The sequence below is a fragment of the Leisingera aquaemixtae genome (assembly GCF_019801145.1).
GTDB classification, from domain to species: domain Bacteria; phylum Pseudomonadota; class Alphaproteobacteria; order Rhodobacterales; family Rhodobacteraceae; genus Leisingera; species Leisingera aquaemixtae_A.
Genome location: NZ_JAHVJQ010000006.1, coordinates 1 through 17,548, shown reverse-complemented (window position 1 = coordinate 17,548; position 17,548 = coordinate 1). Strand labels below are relative to the sequence as shown.

Below are 17,548 nucleotides of genomic sequence, written 5' to 3'. Positions count from 1 at the left end.
CCTTCATGCTGAAATCTTAGCGACAAAGGGTTCCGTGATGCCGTTGTTAAAGAGATTCCGCACAAGCGAGGATGGCGCCGTAACCGTCGACTGGGTGGTTCTGACCGCTGTTGTCGTCGGCCTCGTCGCTGCAGGCACCCTAGCCGTCACAGACGGAACCGGGGACCTGGCCGAACGGGTTGGCAGCTACCTTGCTTCGATCACCGTCGGATAATCCCGCCGCGCTGCAGCGCCCTGCATAGCAGGAATACCCGCCGCGGCGCCTAGTATGTATCTGCCCGCCAAAGCCCCCGTGCGGATGCGGCTGGCAGCCATGGAGGTAACACAATGCGTGCAGTTTTTGGACTTGTGCTGATTGTCGGTGTCGCCCTTGCTGGCGGTGCCGTCTTGATGGCCAAGAATTATATTTCAGCCTACCAGGATGAACTGGCGCGCGAACGCGCCGCCCGTGCAGAGGCCGTGCCGACGGTGGAAGTGTACGTCGCCACCAAGGCGCTGAAATACGGCGAGCGTCTCACCAAGGATGCGGTGCGTGCCGTGCGCTGGCCGGAAAATGCCATTCCCGAAGGCGCATTCACCTCTGCCGATGAACTGTTCCCACCGCACGCCGGCGACAAGCTTCGTGTTGTGCTGCGCGCAATGGAAACAAATGAAGCTCTCATGGCGGTCAAGCTTACCGCCCCCGGCGAGGATGCCGGCATCACTTCGCGACTTCAGCGCGGGATGCGCGCCTTTGCAATCAAGGTCGACGTCTCTTCCGGTGTTTCCGGGTTTCTGCGGCCCGGCGACAAGGTGGATGTCTACTGGACCGGCATGATGCCGGGTGCCGGCGGCACGAGCGGAGAAGCGACCCGGCTGATTGATACCAACGTTGAATTGGTGGCGGTGGATCAAAGCGCTGGCGGCGATATCAATGGAGCCATCATCGCACGCACCGTCACCGTGGCAGTGCGCCCTGAGCAGGTCGCCGCCCTGGCCCAGGCGCAAAGCACCGGGCGGCTGTCACTGGCTCTGGTCGGCGCCGGCGACGACACCATCGCCTCCTTCGTCGAAGTGGACCAGCGCAAGCTGCTTGGCCTGGGCGCCCTGGAAGCGCCTCAGGAGGTGGAAAAGGAAAAAGTCTGTACAATTCGCACCCGCCGCGGCGCCGAAGTTGTGACAATTCCGATCCCCTGCACAAACTAGATTTTCCATTCCAGCACAGCCTGTTACCTGGATCAGCCGCACCTTCAAAACGAAGGGCGGCTGATTTGCGTGTTGCCAAGGCCCCACAATTGCAGCGCTCCAGGAACAGCTCCGAAGCCATTGATTCTTGCAATAATTCGGGAACTGCACCACAGTGCGGACAAGAGCGGGCAAAAAGACCCGGGTATTGAGGCGTGATCGGAAAGGCAGGTCACATGGCAATTCGACGGTTCGTGGCGGCGGCCCTGGTGGGGCTCTCGCTTTTTAGCATACCGAATGCTGATGGGGCATCGGCACAATCTTTGCGGGTGGTGAAAAAGGGCACAGCGGCGACGCTGGATGTGCCCATGAACCGCGCTGTGGTGGTGGAGAGCGAAACACCTTTTGCGGAGCTCAGCATCGCCAATCCCAGCATAGCGGATATTTCATCCCTGTCCGACCGCACCATCTACGTGTTGGGCAAATCGCCGGGTCTGACCACGCTGACGCTGCTCGACGGCTCCGGCCGGCTGATCACCAACGTTGATGTCCGGGTTGCCGCTGATGTCACCGAATTCAAGCAGCGCCTGCGCCAGATCCTGCCCAATGAGAAAATCGAAGTGCGCACCGCCAATGACGGTATCGTGCTGTCCGGCACCGTCTCCAGCTCCGCCAGGCTGCAACGGGCCTTGGACCTGGCAGAGCGCTACGCGCCGGAGCGGGTCAGCAACCTGATGTCGGTCGGCGGCGTGCAGCAGGTGATGCTCAAGGTCCGCTTTGCCGAAATGCAGCGCTCGGTCTCGAAATCGCTGAGCGCCTCGCTGGGCTTCAACGGCGGAACCGGCAACGGCCGCACCGGCGGCTACAATACACTGAACACCTCTGGCTCGCTGGCCAACTCGCTGGCCGGCAACATCCCCGCCGCCAACGAGAACACCGGCGCCTTCCTGTTTGGCTTCAACGCAGGCTCCGTCCAGGTCAGCCTGCTGCTGGAAGCGCTGGAGCAGAAAGGCGTCGTCCGCACCCTGGCCGAACCCAACCTGTCTGCCCTCTCTGGGCAAGAGGCCAAATTCCTGGCCGGCGGCGAATACCCGGTGCCGGTGGCGCAGGAAGATGGCGTGATCACCATCGAATTCAAGCCTTTCGGGATCGAGCTGAACTTCATCCCGCGGGTGGTCGACGGCGATCTGATCAATCTGGAACTGAACGCTGCGGTGTCGGCCATTGACCCGTCCAACTCGCTGGAGCTGAGCGGCCTGACCATTGACGCCTTCACTCGCCGCGAGACCTCCACCACCGTGGAAATGCGTGACGGCGAAAGCTTTGCCATTGCCGGCCTGATCCGCGACGAGTTCCTCGACAATTCCTCGCAGCTGCCCTGGCTGGGCGATGTGCCGGTGCTGGGTGCGCTGTTCCGCAGCGCTGACTATCAGCGCGAGCAGACGGAACTGGTGATCATCATCAGCGCCCATCTCGTCACCCCGACCCGCGGCGAAGCGCTGACCCTGCCCACCGACAGGGTGGCACCGCCCAGCGAGAAGGACCTGTTCCTGTTCGGGCGCACGTCCCGCACAAAGAACGGCCCCGCAGCTGAGGTGGCCAAGCAGGATTTCAACGGCTCGTACGGCTACGTGCTGGACTGATAGGAGTGGCACAGATGATCAGAACCGCTGCAATTCTTGGCCTTGTCCTGACCGCGGCTGCCTGCGAGCACGAGGCGGGTAGTGAACTGAACCGCAGGGGCAATTTTGGCGATGCCACTTTTAATAACGCCGCAGTAATGAGCGGCGAGCGCAGCTTTGCCATCCAGCTGGCGAGCCGGTTTGCCAAGGAAGTGCCCACAACAATCAACTTCGACTTCGACAGCGCACGTCTGGATCAGACAGCCCGCACAGTGCTGGATCAGCAGGCGCACTGGATCAGGCAGTTCCCCGAGGTGCGGTTCCGTGTCTTTGGCCACACCGACGCTGTCGGCAGCAATGCCTACAACAAAGCCCTCGGCATGCGCCGTGCCCGCGCGGCGGTGAACTATCTGGTGTCGCGCGGCATCAGCCGCAGCCGCCTGGAGGCCGTGATCTCTCATGGCGAAACACAGCCGCTGATCCCGACACCGGAACGCGAGCGCCGCAACCGCCGTACTGTCACAGAGGTAAGCGGCTTCCTGAAGCGCCACCCGACGGTGCTGGACGGGAAGTACGCCAAGATCATTTATCGCGAATATCTGGAAAGCGCGGTGCCGGCCACCACTCTGACCGAGCAGAAATCGCTGGAGCGCACTCTGGACTAAGCCGCAGCCGCATACAGCGGTTACGAAGTAGTAACAATTCCCCATATTTGGGGATTTTTGGCCCCAATATCGCCTAGATTGCCACCGACATTGTTTCCAAGAGGCGGACTGTGCCCATGGCCCGGTCCGCCCAAGTGAACAAGGATGATGGCGATGAGCAGCGGTATGCCGCAAACAGAAACACCTGCGATTGTTGCCTGCACGATCAGCCGCGACGTGCAGAATTTCGACCTTCTGATCGAAGACATGGAAGCCGCGCTGGGCGAGGCCTGGGGCGATCTGGGTTTTGCCGAGGCGCTGGCCTTCTTCAGCCAGGCCGAGTCGGAACCGTTGCAGTTTGTGGCCCTGGCCATCGACAGCGCCGACGAAGACGACCTGCCGCTGATGGGTGAAGTCATCACCCAGGCCAAGGCCCGGGGCATCAAGGTTATTCTGATCGCCGAAGATGTGACCCCGGCAGCGCTGCATACGCTGCTGCGCCAGGGCGCGGATGAATTCGTCCCCTACCCGCTTCCGGAGCAGGAACTGCAGGCAGCGATCGAACGCTTGCAGGCCCCCGCCCCCGCAGCACCGCAGAACACGCACCAGCTGCAATCCGGCAGCCAGCGCGAAGGCGCAGTTATCGTCTGCCACGGGCTCGCCGGCGGCACCGGCTCCACCAACATGGCAGTCAACCTCGCCTGGGAGCTTGCGGCGCTCAGCGAACGGGAAGAGCCCAGCGTCTGCCTGCTGGATCTGGACTTGCAGTCCGGGTCGGTCGCGACCTACCTCGACCTGCCCCGCCGCGAGGTGGTGATGGAAATGCTCAGCGAATCCGAGAACATGGACGAAGACCTGTTTGGCCAGGCTTTGCTGCCCTTCCAGGAAAAGCTGCAGGTCCTTACCGCGCCGTCAGAGATGGTGCCGCTGGACCTGCTGTCCCCCGAAGACATTTCCAGGGTGATCGGGCTGGCCCGCAGCCACTTCGACTTCGTGGTCATCGACATGCCGCATACGCTGGTGCAATGGACCGAGACCGTGCTGAACATGGCGCATGTCTATTTCGCGCTGATCGAACTGGACATGCGGTCCGCTCAGAACGCGCTGCGGCTGAAGCGGGCGCTGCAGTCCGAGGATCTGCCGTTCGAAAAGCTGCGCTTTGCGCTGAACCGGGCCCCGAAGTTCACCGATCTGACCGGCAAGAGCCGCGTCAAGCGGATGGCGGAATCGCTGGGCATCTCGATCGACCTGCAATTGCCCGATGGCGGCAAGCAGATCCTGCAGAGCTGCGACCACGGCCTGCCGCTGGCCGTGTCGGCCGCGAAGAATCCCTTGCGCAAGGAAATCGCCAAGCTTGCAGCCTCGCTGCACGAACTGGGCCGCAGAGAAGCAGAAGCCGCCTGAGCGGTTTGAATTGGGGGTGAGTTGATGTTTTCCAAGTACAAGAAACAGGCCGCGAAGCCGGTTGCTCCAGCACCGGAACCGGCAGCCGCCGCACCGGCCGCGGCTGCCAAACCCGCCGTCAGCCTGCGGCGCCCGGTCCAGCGCAAGCCCGCCGAGGCGCAGCCTGCGGACAAGGAGCGCAAGCGCAAGGAGCGGCTCAGCGAAATCAAGATCCAGCTGCACCGCGAGCTTCTTGAGAACCTGAACCTTGCCGCCCTGGAACGCGCGGGCGAGGCCGAATTGCGCTCCGAGATCGCCAATATCGCGACGGAGATCCTGGCTGAAAAGAGCATTGTCCTGAACCGCGAGGACCGGCAGCAGCTGAACAAGGAGCTGTATGACGAAGTCACCGGCCTCGGACCGCTGGAAACCCTGCTGCAGGACGAGACGGTCAGCGATATCCTGGTCAATGGCCCGCATCAGGTCTTTGTCGAGCGCAGCGGCAAGCTGCAGCTCTCCGACATCACGTTCAAGGATGAGAAGCACCTGATGCGGATCATCGACAAGATCGTCTCTGCCGTGGGACGCCGGGTCGATGAATCCAACCCCTATGTGGACGCCCGCCTTGCTGACGGCTCGCGCTTCAATGCGATGGTGCCACCGATTGCGGTGGACGGCTCTCTGGTCTCGATCCGGAAGTTCAAGAAAGACAAGCTGGGTATCGACGACCTGGTGGAGTTCGGCGCCTTTACCGAGGAAATGGCCGCCTATCTGCAGGCCGCAGTGTCCACCCGCCTCAACGTGATCGTCTCCGGCGGTACCGGTTCCGGTAAAACCACCACTTTGAACGCGCTGTCGTCCTTCATCGACAACGCCGAGCGCATCCTGACGATCGAGGACACCGCGGAGCTTCAGTTGCAGCAGACCCATGTGGGCCGGATGGAAAGCCGCCCCCCCAACGTCGAGGGCAAAGGCGAGGTCAGCCCCCGCGACTGTCTGAAGAACGCCCTGCGGATGCGCCCCGACCGCATCATCGTCGGCGAGACCCGCGGTGAGGAAGTGATCGACATGCTGCAGGCCATGAACACCGGCCACGACGGCTCGATGACCACCATCCACGCCAACTCCGCCCGCGACGGCATCTCGCGCTTGGAAAACATGATCGCCATGGCGGGCATCGAAATGCCGATCAAGGCGGTGCGCAGCCAGATCGCCTCGGCGGTGAACCTGATCGTGCAGGCCTCCCGCCTGCAGGACGGCTCCCGCCGCATGACCTCGATCACCGAGGTCACAGGCATGGAGGGCGACGTGATCTCAATGCAGGAAATCTTCCGCTTTCAGCGGGTCGGCCTGACCCCGGACAACAAGATCATCGGCCATTTCACCGCCACCGGTGTGCGCAGCCACTTCTCCGAGCGCTTCCGCCTCTGGGGCTATGACCTGCCGCCGTCGATCTACGAACCCACCGTGATGGAGCCGCGCTAATGGAACTGAGTGCAGAACCGCTTATCTATGGTGCGATTTTCTTTGGGGTTCTGGCCCTGATTGAAGGCCTGTACCTGTTCGTTTTCGGCAAATCCATCAGCCTCAACAGCAAGGTGAACCGCCGGCTGGAGATGATGGAGAAGGGCAGCAACCGCCAGCAAGTGCTGGAACAGCTGCGCAAGGAACTGGGCCAGCACACCAAGTCGCAGTCAATTCCCCTGTATTCCCTGCTGTCGGAACGGGCGCAGAAGGCCGCCATCGCCTTCTCCCCCAAACAGCTGATTCTGATTATGGCCGGTCTTGCCGCCATTGCCTTTATCGGGCTTAGCATCGGCACATCGACGCCGCTGCCGGTCCGCGTACTGGGCTCCGTTATCATCGGCGTCGGCGCGGTGTTCTTCTGGGTCAACAAAAAAGCCTCCAAACGGATGATGATGATCGAAGAACAGCTGCCTGACGCGGTGGAACTGATGGTGCGCTCTCTGCGCGTTGGCCACCCCTTTACCGCTGCCGTTCAGATTGTCGCCAATGAGGTCGAGGACCCGCTGGCAACCGAATTCGGCATCATCGCCGACGAGTGCGCCTATGGCCGCGATGTGGGCGAAGCGCTCAAGGAGATGGCGGAGCGGCTGGATATGCAGGACATGCGTTTCCTCGCAGTGGCTGTGACCATCCAGCAGCAGTCGGGCGGCAACTTGGCCGAGGTTCTGGCCGGCCTGGCCAAGGTGATCCGCGCCCGCTTCCGCCTGTTCCGCCGGGTCAAGGCCATTACCGCCGAAGCGCAATGGTCAGGAAAATTCCTGTCCGGCTTCCCGCTGTTCTGCCTGGTCGCGATCCTCCTCAAAGACCCCAACTATTACGACAACGTGCTGGACCATCCCTGGTTCATCCCCGCCTGTTTCGCCGTGGGCCTGATGCTGACTGCCAACCTGTTCGTCATGCGGATGCTGACCAACATCAAAGTCTAAGGAGTGGACCGTGGATTTTGTTACCGGAATAAACGATTTCCTGACGTCTCAATTCGGTGAGCTCGGCCCGCTCCTGGCGCTTGGCATTGCCGGATTGTTCATGATCCTGCTGGCAATTCCGCTGCTGATGAACCAGCGCGAGGACCCGCTGAAAAAGCTGCAAAAGAACATCAGGCCTGACACCCGGGAAACCCCGAAAAAGGAGCGCCTGCGCCAGTCCAGCCGCAACGAACAGCTGCAGAAGTTCGCGAATTTTCTGGAACCGCAGGACGCGGAAGAGCTGTCGGCAATGGAACTGAAGCTGCGCCAGGCGGGCTATCACTCCAAGGATTCAGTACGGCTGTTCCATTTTGCCCAGTTCGCTCTTGGCATTCTGGGCCTTCTGGGCGGGTTGTTCTTTGTCTACGTGCTGAACGCGGACATCGACTATGACAGCCAGCAAATGGCAATCCGCATTATTGGTCCGGGCGCCGCAGGCTACATGCTTCCGAAATACTGGATCACCCGCCGGATCGAGGAGCGCAAGCAAAAGCTCACCGAAGGCTTCCCCGATGCGCTGGACATGATGCTGGTCTGCGTCGAGGCAGGCCAGTCGCTGGACCAGGCAATTGTCCGCGTGGCCAAGGAGCTCCATGCCTCCTTCCCAGATTTGGCTTCTGAATTCGAGATGGTCGCCTATGAAATGAAAGCAGGTAAGGAAAAGGACAAGGTGCTGCGCGACATGGCGACCCGCTGCGGTGTGCAGGACATCTCCTCCTTCGTGACTGTGATGATTCAATCCGCCAGCTTCGGCACCTCGATCGCCGACGCGCTGCGGGTTTATGCCGCCGAAATGCGTGACAAGCGGGTAATGCGCGCCGAAGAGGCCGCAAACAAGTTGCCGGTGAAGATGACACTTGCCACAATGGGGCTGACAGTTCCGCCGTTGCTGATCATTCTTGTTGGTCCGTCGGTGCAGGGCGTCATGAATATGGGCAACTCAGGACCCCAGTAATGGCCAAGACGCATCGGGCACCCCGCGCCCGCCTGCTGCAGATGACAGCTGCCGCCAGCGCCCTCGCGCTGGCGGCAGCATGTGCGCCAAGCGGTTTGAAACAGGACAAGGGCAGTCCCTGGGCCCCTGGCGAGGATCACCGCCAGCAGGCCGAAGACAGCCTGGTTGTCGGCCACAGGCTGATGGCCGCAGGCGAGCATGAGCTGGCGCTGGAGGCCTTCACCCGGGCTGCGCTGGACCACGGCCTGACGGCTGAGGTGCTGTCGGGAATGGGCAGCGCCAAACTCGGCCTCAGGCGGCTGGGCCAGGCTGAGGAACTGCTGCGCCGGGCGGTGGACGCCGATCCGGCCTGGCCGGAACCGATGAACAACCTGGGCGTGGCGCTGATGGAACGCGGCAAAACCGCCGAAGCGGTTCAGGTGCTCCAGCGCGCCTATGCGCTTGACAATGGCGAAAGTGACGCAATCCGCGATAATTTGCGCCTGGCCCTCGCAAAACTTGAAAATCCTGCGCATAGTGAGCCTCAACAAGAAGACTACAAACTGGTGCGGCAGGGCGGCGGCAGCTACCTGATTCGCCAGGCACCATGACAGAGGCAGAGCAGTAAAAGGGACGCACCAATGCGCCAGCAGTTTTTCCTATTCGCTTCTCTGGCAGGGGCGCTGGTCCTGTCGGCCTGCGCAGAGAAAGACGACACCGTCGAACGGGCCTTTCAGGAAGTGAATGTCATCGACGAGAGCAACCTCAACGATGTCATGCTGTCCGTGGCCGACCCGAATGAGGCGGTTGCGCATTTCCAGCGGACGATCAAGAACAGCCCGGACCGGATCGAATTGCACCGCGGCCTGGCGCACTCCCTGATCCGCGCCAAACGCAACACCGAAGGCACCGCTGCCTGGAAGAAAGTTGTGTCGATGAAAGGCGCAACCAGCGAGGACCGTGTCCAGCTGGCAGGTGCTCTGGTGCGCAGCGGCGAATGGGAAGCAGCCAAGACACAGCTGGATCAGGTCCCTCCCACCCATGAAACCTACGAGCGCTACCGGCTGGAGGCCGTGGTGGCTGACGCCGGCAAGGACTGGAAACGCGCTGACAGCTTTTATGAGATCGCCGTAGGGCTGACCACCCGTCCGGCCAAGGTGATGAACAACTGGGGCTATTCCAAGCTGACCCGCGGCGATTTCGCCGGTGCCGAGCGCCTGTTCGGCGAGGCGATCCGGCAGGACCAGACCCTGTTCACCGCCAAGAACAACCTCGTCCTGGCCCGCGGCGCGCAGCGCAACTACACCCTGCCGGTTATCCCGCTTGAACAGACTGAGCGCGCCTTGCTGCTGCACACGCTGGCACTGTCGGCGATCAAACAGGGTGACGTGAAGACCGGCGAGGGCCTGCTGCGCGAAGCCATCGAAACCCATCCGCAGCACTTCGAAGAAGCCTCGCGGTCTCTGGCAGCGCTGGAAAACGGCTGACCGATGCAATTCCCGGCCTATGCAGCCCAGTGGTTCCTGCCTTTTGTGCTGCCGCTTTGCTATACCGTGGCGCTGACTGATCTGCGCGGGATGCGCATCCCCAACTGGGCCGTTGATCTGCTGGCGGTGATCTATGTCGTCCTCGGGGCGCTGGTGATGCCAAGCTGGGCAGATTACGGCTGGCACCTGCTGCATCTTCCGGTCGGCATCGGTCTCGGATTCCTGTTCTACTCTGCCGGGGCGGTCGGTGCAGGCGACGCCAAGTTCGCTGGCGCCGCCGCGCCGTTCTTCGCCCTTGGCGACCTGCGGCTCCTGATGATCATCTTTGCCGCAACCCTGCTGGCCGGATTTGCCGCCCACCGGATCGCCAAGCACACGCCCCTGCGGCAACTGGCCCCGCAGTGGCAAAGCTGGGAAACCGGCAAGAGCTTTCCCATGGGCCTGTGCCTGGGCGCCACCCTGGCGCTTTACTTGGGCCTGGCAGCGATGTTCGGCAGCTGAGGAAGCCGGCGCGGCGGCGCTGGTTGCTTAGACCTGTGCCGGTTTTCCTGCCTCCTCCGCGGAAATGCTGCAGCTCTGCCCCGCTGTTGCCACAGTCCTGAATAGTCTGTTTCCAGAACCGCCCCGTGCGCCGGGGCCAGATGTGGATTTCAGGGACAGGCACCGCCATGAACATGCAAAACCTCACCGTTGTGGCCCCTCCCGCCCCCAAGGGGCTGGAACAGATGCAACTGCCGCTGGTGATGATGCGGGATATTCTGCTCAAGACCATTTTCCGCAAGAACGTGGAAAATGTGACCGAGATCGCCGAAGCCATCTGCCTGCCCTCTTCTGTCACCCAGGAGCTTGTGGACATGGCCCGCGAGCAGCGGCTGCTGGAAGCCACCGGCACGCTGAACGCCAACAGCGGCAATGAGATGGGCTACCAGCTGACCGACGCGGGCAAGTCACGCGCTCAGGACGCGCTCAGTCAGTCCGAATACTTCGGCGCCATGCCGGTGCCGCTGACGGTCTACCGCGAGCAGGTCAAGCGCCAGTCGATCCGCAACATTCAGGTGACCCGCGACCAGCTGACCAACGCCATGGGGCATCTGGTGCTGCCGGACAGCCTGCTGGACCATCTTGGTCCCGCCGTCAGCGCCGGCCGCTCAATCCTGATGTACGGCCCGCCGGGCAATGGTAAGTCCTCGATCTCCAACGGCATCCGCGATGCGCTGGGGGATCACGTCTATGTGCCGCGCGCCATTGAATATTCCGGCCAGGTGATCACGGTCTTCGACCCGATCGTGCACACCGAGGTCGAGCAGGAGCCGGAAGACCCCAACGCCCTGCGCCGCCGCCGCCGCTTTGACGAACGCTACGTGATGTGCGAGCGCCCGACCGTGATCACCGGCGGCGAGCTGTCGCTGGACATGCTGGATCTGGTCTACAACCCCACGGCGCGCACGTATCAGGCGCCGCTGCAGCTGAAATCCACCGGCGGCATCTTCATCGTCGACGACCTTGGCCGTCAGGCAGAGCCGCCGCAGTCCCTGGTCAACCGCTGGATTGTTCCGCTGGAAGAAAGCAAGGACATCCTGGCGCTGCAATCGGGCGAAAAATTCGAGGTGCCCTTTGACACGCTGGTGATCTTCTCCACTAACTTCCACCCGAATGAGATCTTCGACCAGGCGGCGCTGCGCCGTATCTTCTTCAAGATCAAGATCGACGGGCCAAACCAGGAGAACTTCCTCAAGATCTTTGCCATGGTGGCCCGCAAGAAGGGCATGCCGCTGGACGAGGCGGCACTGGTGCATCTGCTGAAGAAAAAATACCCGACGATCAACAACATCTACGCCAACTACCAGCCGGTGTTCCTGATCGACCAGATGATCTCCATCTGCGAGTTCGAGGGCATCCCCTACCAGATGTCGCCGGAGCTGATCGACCGGGCCTGGGCCAACATGTTCGTCAAGGACGAGCACATCGTGAAGTGATGCAAAGAGGGCGGGGTCATCCCCGCCCTTCTCGCTGACAGCAGTCAGAACTTGCCGTTGTCGTGCGCCATCTCTGCCGGGATCGGGCTAACGGTGTCCCAGTGCTCGACGATCTTGCCGTCCTCGACCCGGAACAGGTCGAAGAACGCCATCGGTGTTTCGCCCAGGCTGCCTTCGGAGGCGGTAAAGACAAAGTTCCCCTCAGCCACCACAATCGGCGTGCTGGTGTAGGCCAGCGCCTGGCCGGTTTCCGCCAGATGCTGGATCATGCCGCCAAGGGCCTCCAGCCCGTCGCCGATGTTAGGGTTGTGCTGCAGGTAGGTCTCTGTCGAGACGTAGCTGGTGATCTTCTCCGGCGCCTTGCCGTGCAGCACGTCGGCGACAAAGCCCTGCACCAGCGCCTTGTTCTCCGCGGTCTTTTCCAGATCCGTGATCTCGGCCGTTCCGTCGGTCAAGGTGCGGCCGGAGGCGTTCGGTGCGGCGGGCGGCTGCAGGTTGTCCCAATGCTCGGCAACCTTCCCGTCCTCGACCCGGAACACGTCAAAGGCCACCAGCGTTTCGGCGCCAAAGGCCTGCGCATTGCCGTAGGTGCTGTGCAGCACCACCATGTCCCCCTCGGCAATCACCCGGTGCACATCCACCGTGATGCCGCTCTCCTTCAGCGCCGGAATGAACCCGATGATCGGCGCCGCCCCGGTCGGTACTGCCGGATTGTGCTGGATATACCCCGGCGCCAGCAGCTGCTCCGCTGCCTCCGGGTCAAACGAAGTGAAGATCGCCGCTACGGCATTCAGAACGAGTTCCTTGGCACTCATCGGATGTCCTTTCGAATCGCATTGTCGTGACATCCCAATGTGGTATTCTTTCTGCACCAGATATCAATTACGCACTATTCAGGAACCAGGTATGCTTCCAGTAACCGCCCTCTCCAAGGAACAGGCCGAGGACTGCCCGATCCGGCAGGTTCTGTCGCAGGTGACAGGCAAGTGGCAGATGCTGATCGTGCTGGTGCTGGAGGACGGCGCGCTGCGGTTCGGCGCCCTGCGGCGCACCATCGGCGACGTGACCCAGCGGGTGCTGACCGAGAACCTGCGCAAGCTGGAGCGTGACGGTTATATCACCCGCAGCGTCGATCCCGGCCCGCCGGTGGCGGTGTCCTATGCACTCACCCCCTTAGGGCAGGAGTTGCTGAAGCACATGAAATCCCTGACCATCTGGGCCGCCGGTCGGCATCAGCAAGTGCTGGACTCCCGCAACGCCTATGACAGCAAATGACATTGCAATAAGGTGCAAAGCCTCCCAGATTTCACAGGATGAGTGACACCGCCCCCGCCTTGCCTGCGGCCATTGAGAACTGGTTCTCCGCCCGCGGCTGGACCATCCACCCGCATCAGCACGCCATGCTGGAGCGAGCCGAGATGCCCTGCACCCTGCTGATCGCCCCCACCGGCGGCGGCAAGACCATGGCAGGTTTCCTGCCCACCTTGGCGGAACTGGACGATGGGACCCACGAAGGGCTGCACACGCTCTACATCTCTCCGCTCAAGGCCTTGGCCGCGGATATCAAACGCAACCTGCGCACGCCGGTTGAGGAGATCGGTCTGCCCATCCGCATCGATGACCGCACCGGCGACACGCCCGCCTCCCGCAAGAGGCGCCAGCGCGCCGACCCGCCGCATATCCTGCTGACCACGCCGGAAAGCCTGGCGCTGCTCACCTCCTACGAAGACGCCGCGCGGACCTTCAAGGGCCTCAGGCGGGTGGTGGTGGACGAGATCCACGCGCTGGCCGAAAGCAAACGCGGCGACCAGCTGATGCTGGCGCTGGCGCGGCTGCAGACGCTCTGCCCGGACCTGCGCCGCGTGGGGCTCTCGGCCACGGTGGACGACCCGCAGGCCATCGCCAGCTACCTTGCCCGCCACCCGGACCCCTGCGATATCGTGCTGGCCGATCCGGGCCCGGCGCCGGACATCCGGATGCTGGAAACCGAAGCGGCCCCGCCCTGGGCCGGCGGTGGCGCGGCCTATGCAATCCCCGCCGTGATGGAGCAGATCAAGGCCCACAAGACCACGCTGATCTTCCACAACACCCGCGCTCAGGCGGAAATCTTCTTTCACAACCTCTGGCTCGCCAACGACGAGGCTCTGCCGATCGGCATTCACCACGGCTCGCTCGACCGGTTTCAGCGCGAGCGGGTGGAGGCGGCGATGGTGCGGGGAGAGCTGCGCGCGATCGTCTGCACCGGCTCGCTGGACCTCGGCATCGACTGGGGCGACGTGGATCTGGTGATCCAGATCGGCGCCCCGAAGAACGTGAAACGCCTGGTCCAGCGCATCGGCCGCGCCAACCACCGATATAACGCGCCGTCCAAGGCGCTCTTGGTGCCTGCCAACCGGTTCGAGGTGGTCGAATGCCGCGCAGCGCTCGAGGCCGTGCGCGAAAATGATCTGGATGGCGACCCACGTGGCCCCGGCCCCCGCGACGTGCTCTGCCAGCACATCCTGATTGCCGCCTGCGCCGGTCCTTTCGACGAAGACGAACTTTATGCTGAGATGACCCGGGCCGGCGCCTATGCCACCCTGACCCGCGCCGCATTCGACGCCTGCCTCACCTTCTGCGCCACCGGCGGCTATGCGCTGAAAGCCTATGATCAGTGGCAGCGCCTGCTGCAGCGCCCGGACGGCAAATGGCAGCTGCGCGACCCGCGCGCGGCGCAGCGCATCCGCATGAACCTGGGCACCATCCAGGACGCTGACCTGATCAAGGTCCGCCTGAAACGCAGCCGCGGCGGCAAGCCGCTGGGCGAGGTGGAGGAGGCCTTTGCCGCCACCCTCACCCCCGGCGACACCTTCCTGATCGGCGGCCAGACCGTGCGCTACGAGGGCCTGCGCGAAATGACAGTCGAGGTGACCCGCAACCCCGGGCGCAAACCCAAGATCGCGGTGTTCTCCGGCACCAAATTCGCCACTTCCACCCAGCTCAGCGCCCGCATCCTGGCGATGTTCAAGCAGAACAGCTGGCCCACCCTGCCCCGCCACACCGCGAACTGGCTGGAACTGCAGCGGGAAGTCTCCGAACTCCCCCGCGCCGGGCGGCTGCTGATCGAAAGCTTCCCGCACGACAGCCGCGAGCATATCTGCATCTACGGCTTTGCCGGCCGCAACGCCCAGCAGACACTGGGTCTTTTGCTCACCAAACGGATGGAGGAACTAGGCCTGGATCCGCTGGGCTTTGTCGCCACCGACTACGCCACCCTGATCTGGGGCCTGCAAGAGGTCACCGACCCTGCCCCCTTGTTCGACCCGGATGCGCTGCGCGACGGGCTGGAGGGCTGGCTTGCCGGCAACGCGGTGATGAAACGCTCCTTCCGCGGTGCGGCCACCATCGCGGGCCTGATCCAACGCAACACCCCGGGGGCACACAAGAACCGTCGGCAGGCGACGTTTTCCTCCGACATCCTCTATGACACGCTCAGGAAATACGACCCTGATCACCTGCTGATGGACATCACCCGCGAGGAAGCCATGCGCGGCCTGGTGGATTTCGGCCGCATCGAGGAGATGCTGGAGCGGACCCGCGGCTGCATCACCCTGCGGCGGCTGGAGCGCATCTCCCCCCTCTCCGCGCCCTTGCTGCTGGAGGTTGGCAAGGTCCCGGTCAAAGGCGCGGCAGAGGAGAAACTGCTGCAGCAGGAGGCCGCGGCACTGATGCAGCAATCAGGGCTGGACAAGCTTCCGCAATAAGTCTTGCCAGCCCGGCTGTGACCGATAAACCCAAGCCATGACCGGATATGACTTCTCTCTCGCGGGCGCCCGCCTGACCGCCCTTGGCTCCGGCGCGCTGTGGTGGACCGCGCAGCGCCTGCTCTGCGTCTCCGACCTGCACCTGGGCAAATCCGAACGGCACGCCCGGCGCGGCGGCAGTGCCCTGCCGCCCTATGAGACCCGCGACACGCTCGCCCGCCTTTCTGACCTGGTGTCCGCTCTGCAGCCGGAGACGGTGGTCTGCCTCGGTGACAGTTTCGACGATGACGCCGCCTCGCGGGCTTTGCCGGATGCGGAGCAATCCCAGCTGGCCGCTTTGACGCAGAACCGCCGCTGGATCTGGATCACCGGAAACCACGATCCGGCGCCTACGGGTCTGGGCGGTGAACAGATGGATGAGCTGTATCTTTCCCCCCTCACCTTCCGCCATATCGCAAATCCCTCCGCCACGGCCGAGGTCTCCGGCCACTACCACCCCAAGGCGCGGGTTCGCAGTACCTCCCGCCCCTGCTTCCTGCTGGACCGGTCGCGGCTGATCCTGCCTGCCTTCGGCACCTATACCGGCGGCCTGCGCAGCACCGATCCCGCGCTTGCCGCGCTGATGGAAAGAGATGCGCTGGCGATCCTGACCGGTGCGCAGGCGCTGCCGGTGCCAATGCCCCGCTAAGTGGCGTAGCGTCACACCCCTACGGCAGCCGTGTCTCCCTTATGCTGCCCTGCAGCAGCAGAAGGACACATGTGATGGACCACCGAATCCGCAGCAGTTTCGCCAGGCAAAGCATGATGCAGACCCTGGGCGCCGAAATCGAAAGCGTTGCACCGGGTGAAGTGGTAATCACCGCCCCGGTCCTGCCCGGCAGCCGCCAGCAGCACGATGTGGCCCATGCTGCCCTCAGCTTTGCGATCGGCGACACGGCGGCCGGCTATGCGGCGCTCACGATGATGCCGGATGACAGCGAAGTGATGACGGCGGAAATGAAGATCAACCTGCTGGCCCCGGGCGCCGGCGACTATCTGCGCGCAACGGGCAAGGTCATCAAACCAGGCCGGCGCCTGGTGATCGTCACGGCAGAGGTCCACGCGGTGACGGGCGAAGAGGAAAGGCTGGTCGCCCTCCTGCAAGGCACCATGGTGCCCGTCTCAGCTTAACCCCGCCCTTTTTCATCTTTCAAAAAAATACTCCCGCCGGAGGCGTCCGGCGGGAGCGTGAGTTTCAGCCGTTGCTGTTCTGCGGCGCGCTTCAGGCGGTGAGGCCTTCCGGCTCAGCCAGGTTGTGGGCCCGGCAGCAGGCGGTGACGGTGTTGGCCAGCAGGCAGGCGATGGTCATCGGGCCGACACCGCCGGGCACCGGGGTGATGGCGCCGGCGCGCTCGGCGGCGGAGGCGAAGTCGACGTCGCCCACCAGCACGTTCTTACCGTCGCGCTCGATCCGGTTGATGCCCACGTCGATGACGGTGGCGCCTTCCTTGATCCAGTCGCCCGGCACCATTTCCGGGCGGCCCACGGCGGCGACCACGATGTCGGCGCGGCGCACCACGTCGGGCAGGTCCTTGGTGCGCGAATGCGCGATGGTCACGGTGCAGCTGTCGCCCAGCAGAAGCTGCGCCATCGGCTTGCCGACGATGTTGGAGCGGCCGATCACAACCGCGTCCATGCCCGAGAGGCTGCCGTGGTGGTCGCGCAGCATCATCAGGCAGCCCAGCGGCGTGCAGGGCACCATCGACTTCTGGCCGGTGCCCAGGAGGCCGACGTTGGAGATGTGGAAGCCGTCCACGTCCTTCTCCGGCGCGATCGAGTTGATCACCAGCTCTTCGTTCATGTGCCCCGGCAGCGGCAGCTGCACCAGGATGCCGTTGACCGCCGGGTCGTTGTTCAGCTTGCCGATCAGCGCCAGCAGGTCGGCCTCGGAGGTGTCCGCGTCCAGCTTGTGCTCATAAGAGTTCATGCCCACTTCGACGGTGCTCTTGCCCTTGGAGCGCACATAAACTTGCGACGCCGGGTCCTCGCCCACCAGCACCACCGCCAGGCCGGGGGTGATGCCGTGTTCCTCTTTCAGCCGCGCCACATGCTCGGCCACCTGGC

The 17,548-nt window shown here is 63.2% G+C and carries 18 protein-coding genes; 16 read left to right on the top strand and 2 right to left on the bottom strand.

Annotated elements, in window-relative coordinates; genetic code table 11:
• The first annotated feature begins 43 nt into the window (after positions 1 to 43).
• From KUW17_RS15065 to KUW17_RS15010, 12 genes are all read left to right on the top strand, one after another.
• Positions 44 to 214 (top strand): hypothetical protein, encoded by a 171-nt coding sequence (locus KUW17_RS15065; protein WP_261397253.1) that lies wholly within the window; start codon positions 44 to 46, stop codon positions 212 to 214.
• Between the two features lie 113 nt (positions 215 to 327).
• Complete coding sequence (gene cpaB / locus KUW17_RS15060) at positions 328 to 1,185, top strand: Flp pilus assembly protein CpaB (protein ID WP_222480563.1); 858 nt, start codon at positions 328 to 330, stop codon at positions 1,183 to 1,185.
• A 215-nt stretch (positions 1,186 to 1,400) separates the two neighbouring features.
• Positions 1,401 to 2,807 carry a type II and III secretion system protein family protein gene (locus KUW17_RS15055; RefSeq protein ID WP_222480561.1) on the top strand — a complete coding sequence of 469 codons (1,407 nt, stop codon included), beginning with the start codon at positions 1,401 to 1,403 and terminating at the stop codon, positions 2,805 to 2,807.
• A 14-nt stretch (positions 2,808 to 2,821) separates the two neighbouring features.
• Complete coding sequence (locus tag KUW17_RS15050) at positions 2,822 to 3,451, top strand: OmpA family protein (RefSeq protein ID WP_222480559.1); 630 nt, start codon at positions 2,822 to 2,824, stop codon at positions 3,449 to 3,451.
• 153 nt (positions 3,452 to 3,604) lie between these two features.
• A complete protein-coding gene (locus tag KUW17_RS15045; protein ID WP_222480557.1) occupies positions 3,605 to 4,834 on the top strand; it encodes a CpaE family protein in 1,230 nt (409 codons plus the stop codon).
• A 24-nt stretch (positions 4,835 to 4,858) separates the two neighbouring features.
• Positions 4,859 to 6,298: a CpaF family protein gene (locus KUW17_RS15040; RefSeq protein ID WP_222480555.1), complete on the top strand. Its 1,440-nt coding sequence runs from the start codon at positions 4,859 to 4,861 to the stop codon at positions 6,296 to 6,298.
• Positions 6,298 to 7,266: a type II secretion system F family protein gene (locus tag KUW17_RS15035; protein WP_222480553.1), complete on the top strand. Its 969-nt coding sequence runs from the start codon at positions 6,298 to 6,300 to the stop codon at positions 7,264 to 7,266. Before KUW17_RS15040 ends, KUW17_RS15035 begins: the two co-directional genes overlap by 1 nt.
• A gap of 10 nt (positions 7,267 to 7,276) precedes the next feature.
• Positions 7,277 to 8,260, top strand: coding sequence for a type II secretion system F family protein (locus tag KUW17_RS15030; protein WP_222480551.1), 984 nt, complete (start codon positions 7,277 to 7,279; stop codon positions 8,258 to 8,260).
• Positions 8,260 to 8,850, top strand: coding sequence for a tetratricopeptide repeat protein (locus KUW17_RS15025; protein WP_222480549.1), 591 nt, complete (start codon positions 8,260 to 8,262; stop codon positions 8,848 to 8,850). Before KUW17_RS15030 ends, KUW17_RS15025 begins: the two co-directional genes overlap by 1 nt.
• A gap of 30 nt (positions 8,851 to 8,880) precedes the next feature.
• Complete coding sequence (locus tag KUW17_RS15020) at positions 8,881 to 9,726, top strand: tetratricopeptide repeat protein (protein WP_222480547.1); 846 nt, start codon at positions 8,881 to 8,883, stop codon at positions 9,724 to 9,726.
• Between the two features lie 3 nt (positions 9,727 to 9,729).
• Complete coding sequence (locus KUW17_RS15015) at positions 9,730 to 10,227, top strand: prepilin peptidase (protein ID WP_222480545.1); 498 nt, start codon at positions 9,730 to 9,732, stop codon at positions 10,225 to 10,227.
• 167 nt (positions 10,228 to 10,394) lie between these two features.
• Positions 10,395 to 11,702 (top strand): ATPase, encoded by a 1,308-nt coding sequence (locus KUW17_RS15010; protein ID WP_222480543.1) that lies wholly within the window; start codon positions 10,395 to 10,397, stop codon positions 11,700 to 11,702.
• A 44-nt stretch (positions 11,703 to 11,746) separates the two neighbouring features.
• On the opposite strand, the gene KUW17_RS15005 is transcribed toward KUW17_RS15010, so the two are convergent.
• The gene (locus tag KUW17_RS15005) at positions 11,747 to 12,517 is read right to left on the bottom strand and encodes a nuclear transport factor 2 family protein (RefSeq protein ID WP_222480541.1); all 771 of its coding nucleotides are present in this window, start codon (positions 12,515 to 12,517) and stop codon (positions 11,747 to 11,749) included.
• A gap of 91 nt (positions 12,518 to 12,608) precedes the next feature.
• On the opposite strand from KUW17_RS15005, the gene KUW17_RS15000 reads away from it, so the two are divergent.
• From KUW17_RS15000 to KUW17_RS14985, 4 genes are all read left to right on the top strand, one after another.
• A complete protein-coding gene (locus KUW17_RS15000) occupies positions 12,609 to 12,977 on the top strand; it encodes a winged helix-turn-helix transcriptional regulator (protein WP_222480539.1) in 369 nt (122 codons plus the stop codon).
• Between the two features lie 38 nt (positions 12,978 to 13,015).
• Positions 13,016 to 15,445, top strand: a complete 2,430-nt coding sequence (locus tag KUW17_RS14995; RefSeq protein WP_222480537.1) for a ligase-associated DNA damage response DEXH box helicase — start codon at positions 13,016 to 13,018, stop codon at positions 15,443 to 15,445.
• A gap of 37 nt (positions 15,446 to 15,482) precedes the next feature.
• Positions 15,483 to 16,133, top strand: a complete 651-nt coding sequence (gene pdeM / locus KUW17_RS14990) for a ligase-associated DNA damage response endonuclease PdeM (RefSeq protein ID WP_222480535.1) — start codon at positions 15,483 to 15,485, stop codon at positions 16,131 to 16,133.
• A gap of 74 nt (positions 16,134 to 16,207) precedes the next feature.
• Positions 16,208 to 16,615 (top strand): PaaI family thioesterase, encoded by a 408-nt coding sequence (locus KUW17_RS14985; protein ID WP_222480533.1) that lies wholly within the window; start codon positions 16,208 to 16,210, stop codon positions 16,613 to 16,615.
• Between the two features lie 91 nt (positions 16,616 to 16,706).
• On the opposite strand, the gene KUW17_RS14980 is transcribed toward KUW17_RS14985, so the two are convergent.
• A partial coding sequence (locus KUW17_RS14980) for a bifunctional methylenetetrahydrofolate dehydrogenase/methenyltetrahydrofolate cyclohydrolase (protein ID WP_222480531.1) occupies positions 16,707 to 17,548 on the bottom strand: 842 nt, incomplete at its 5' end.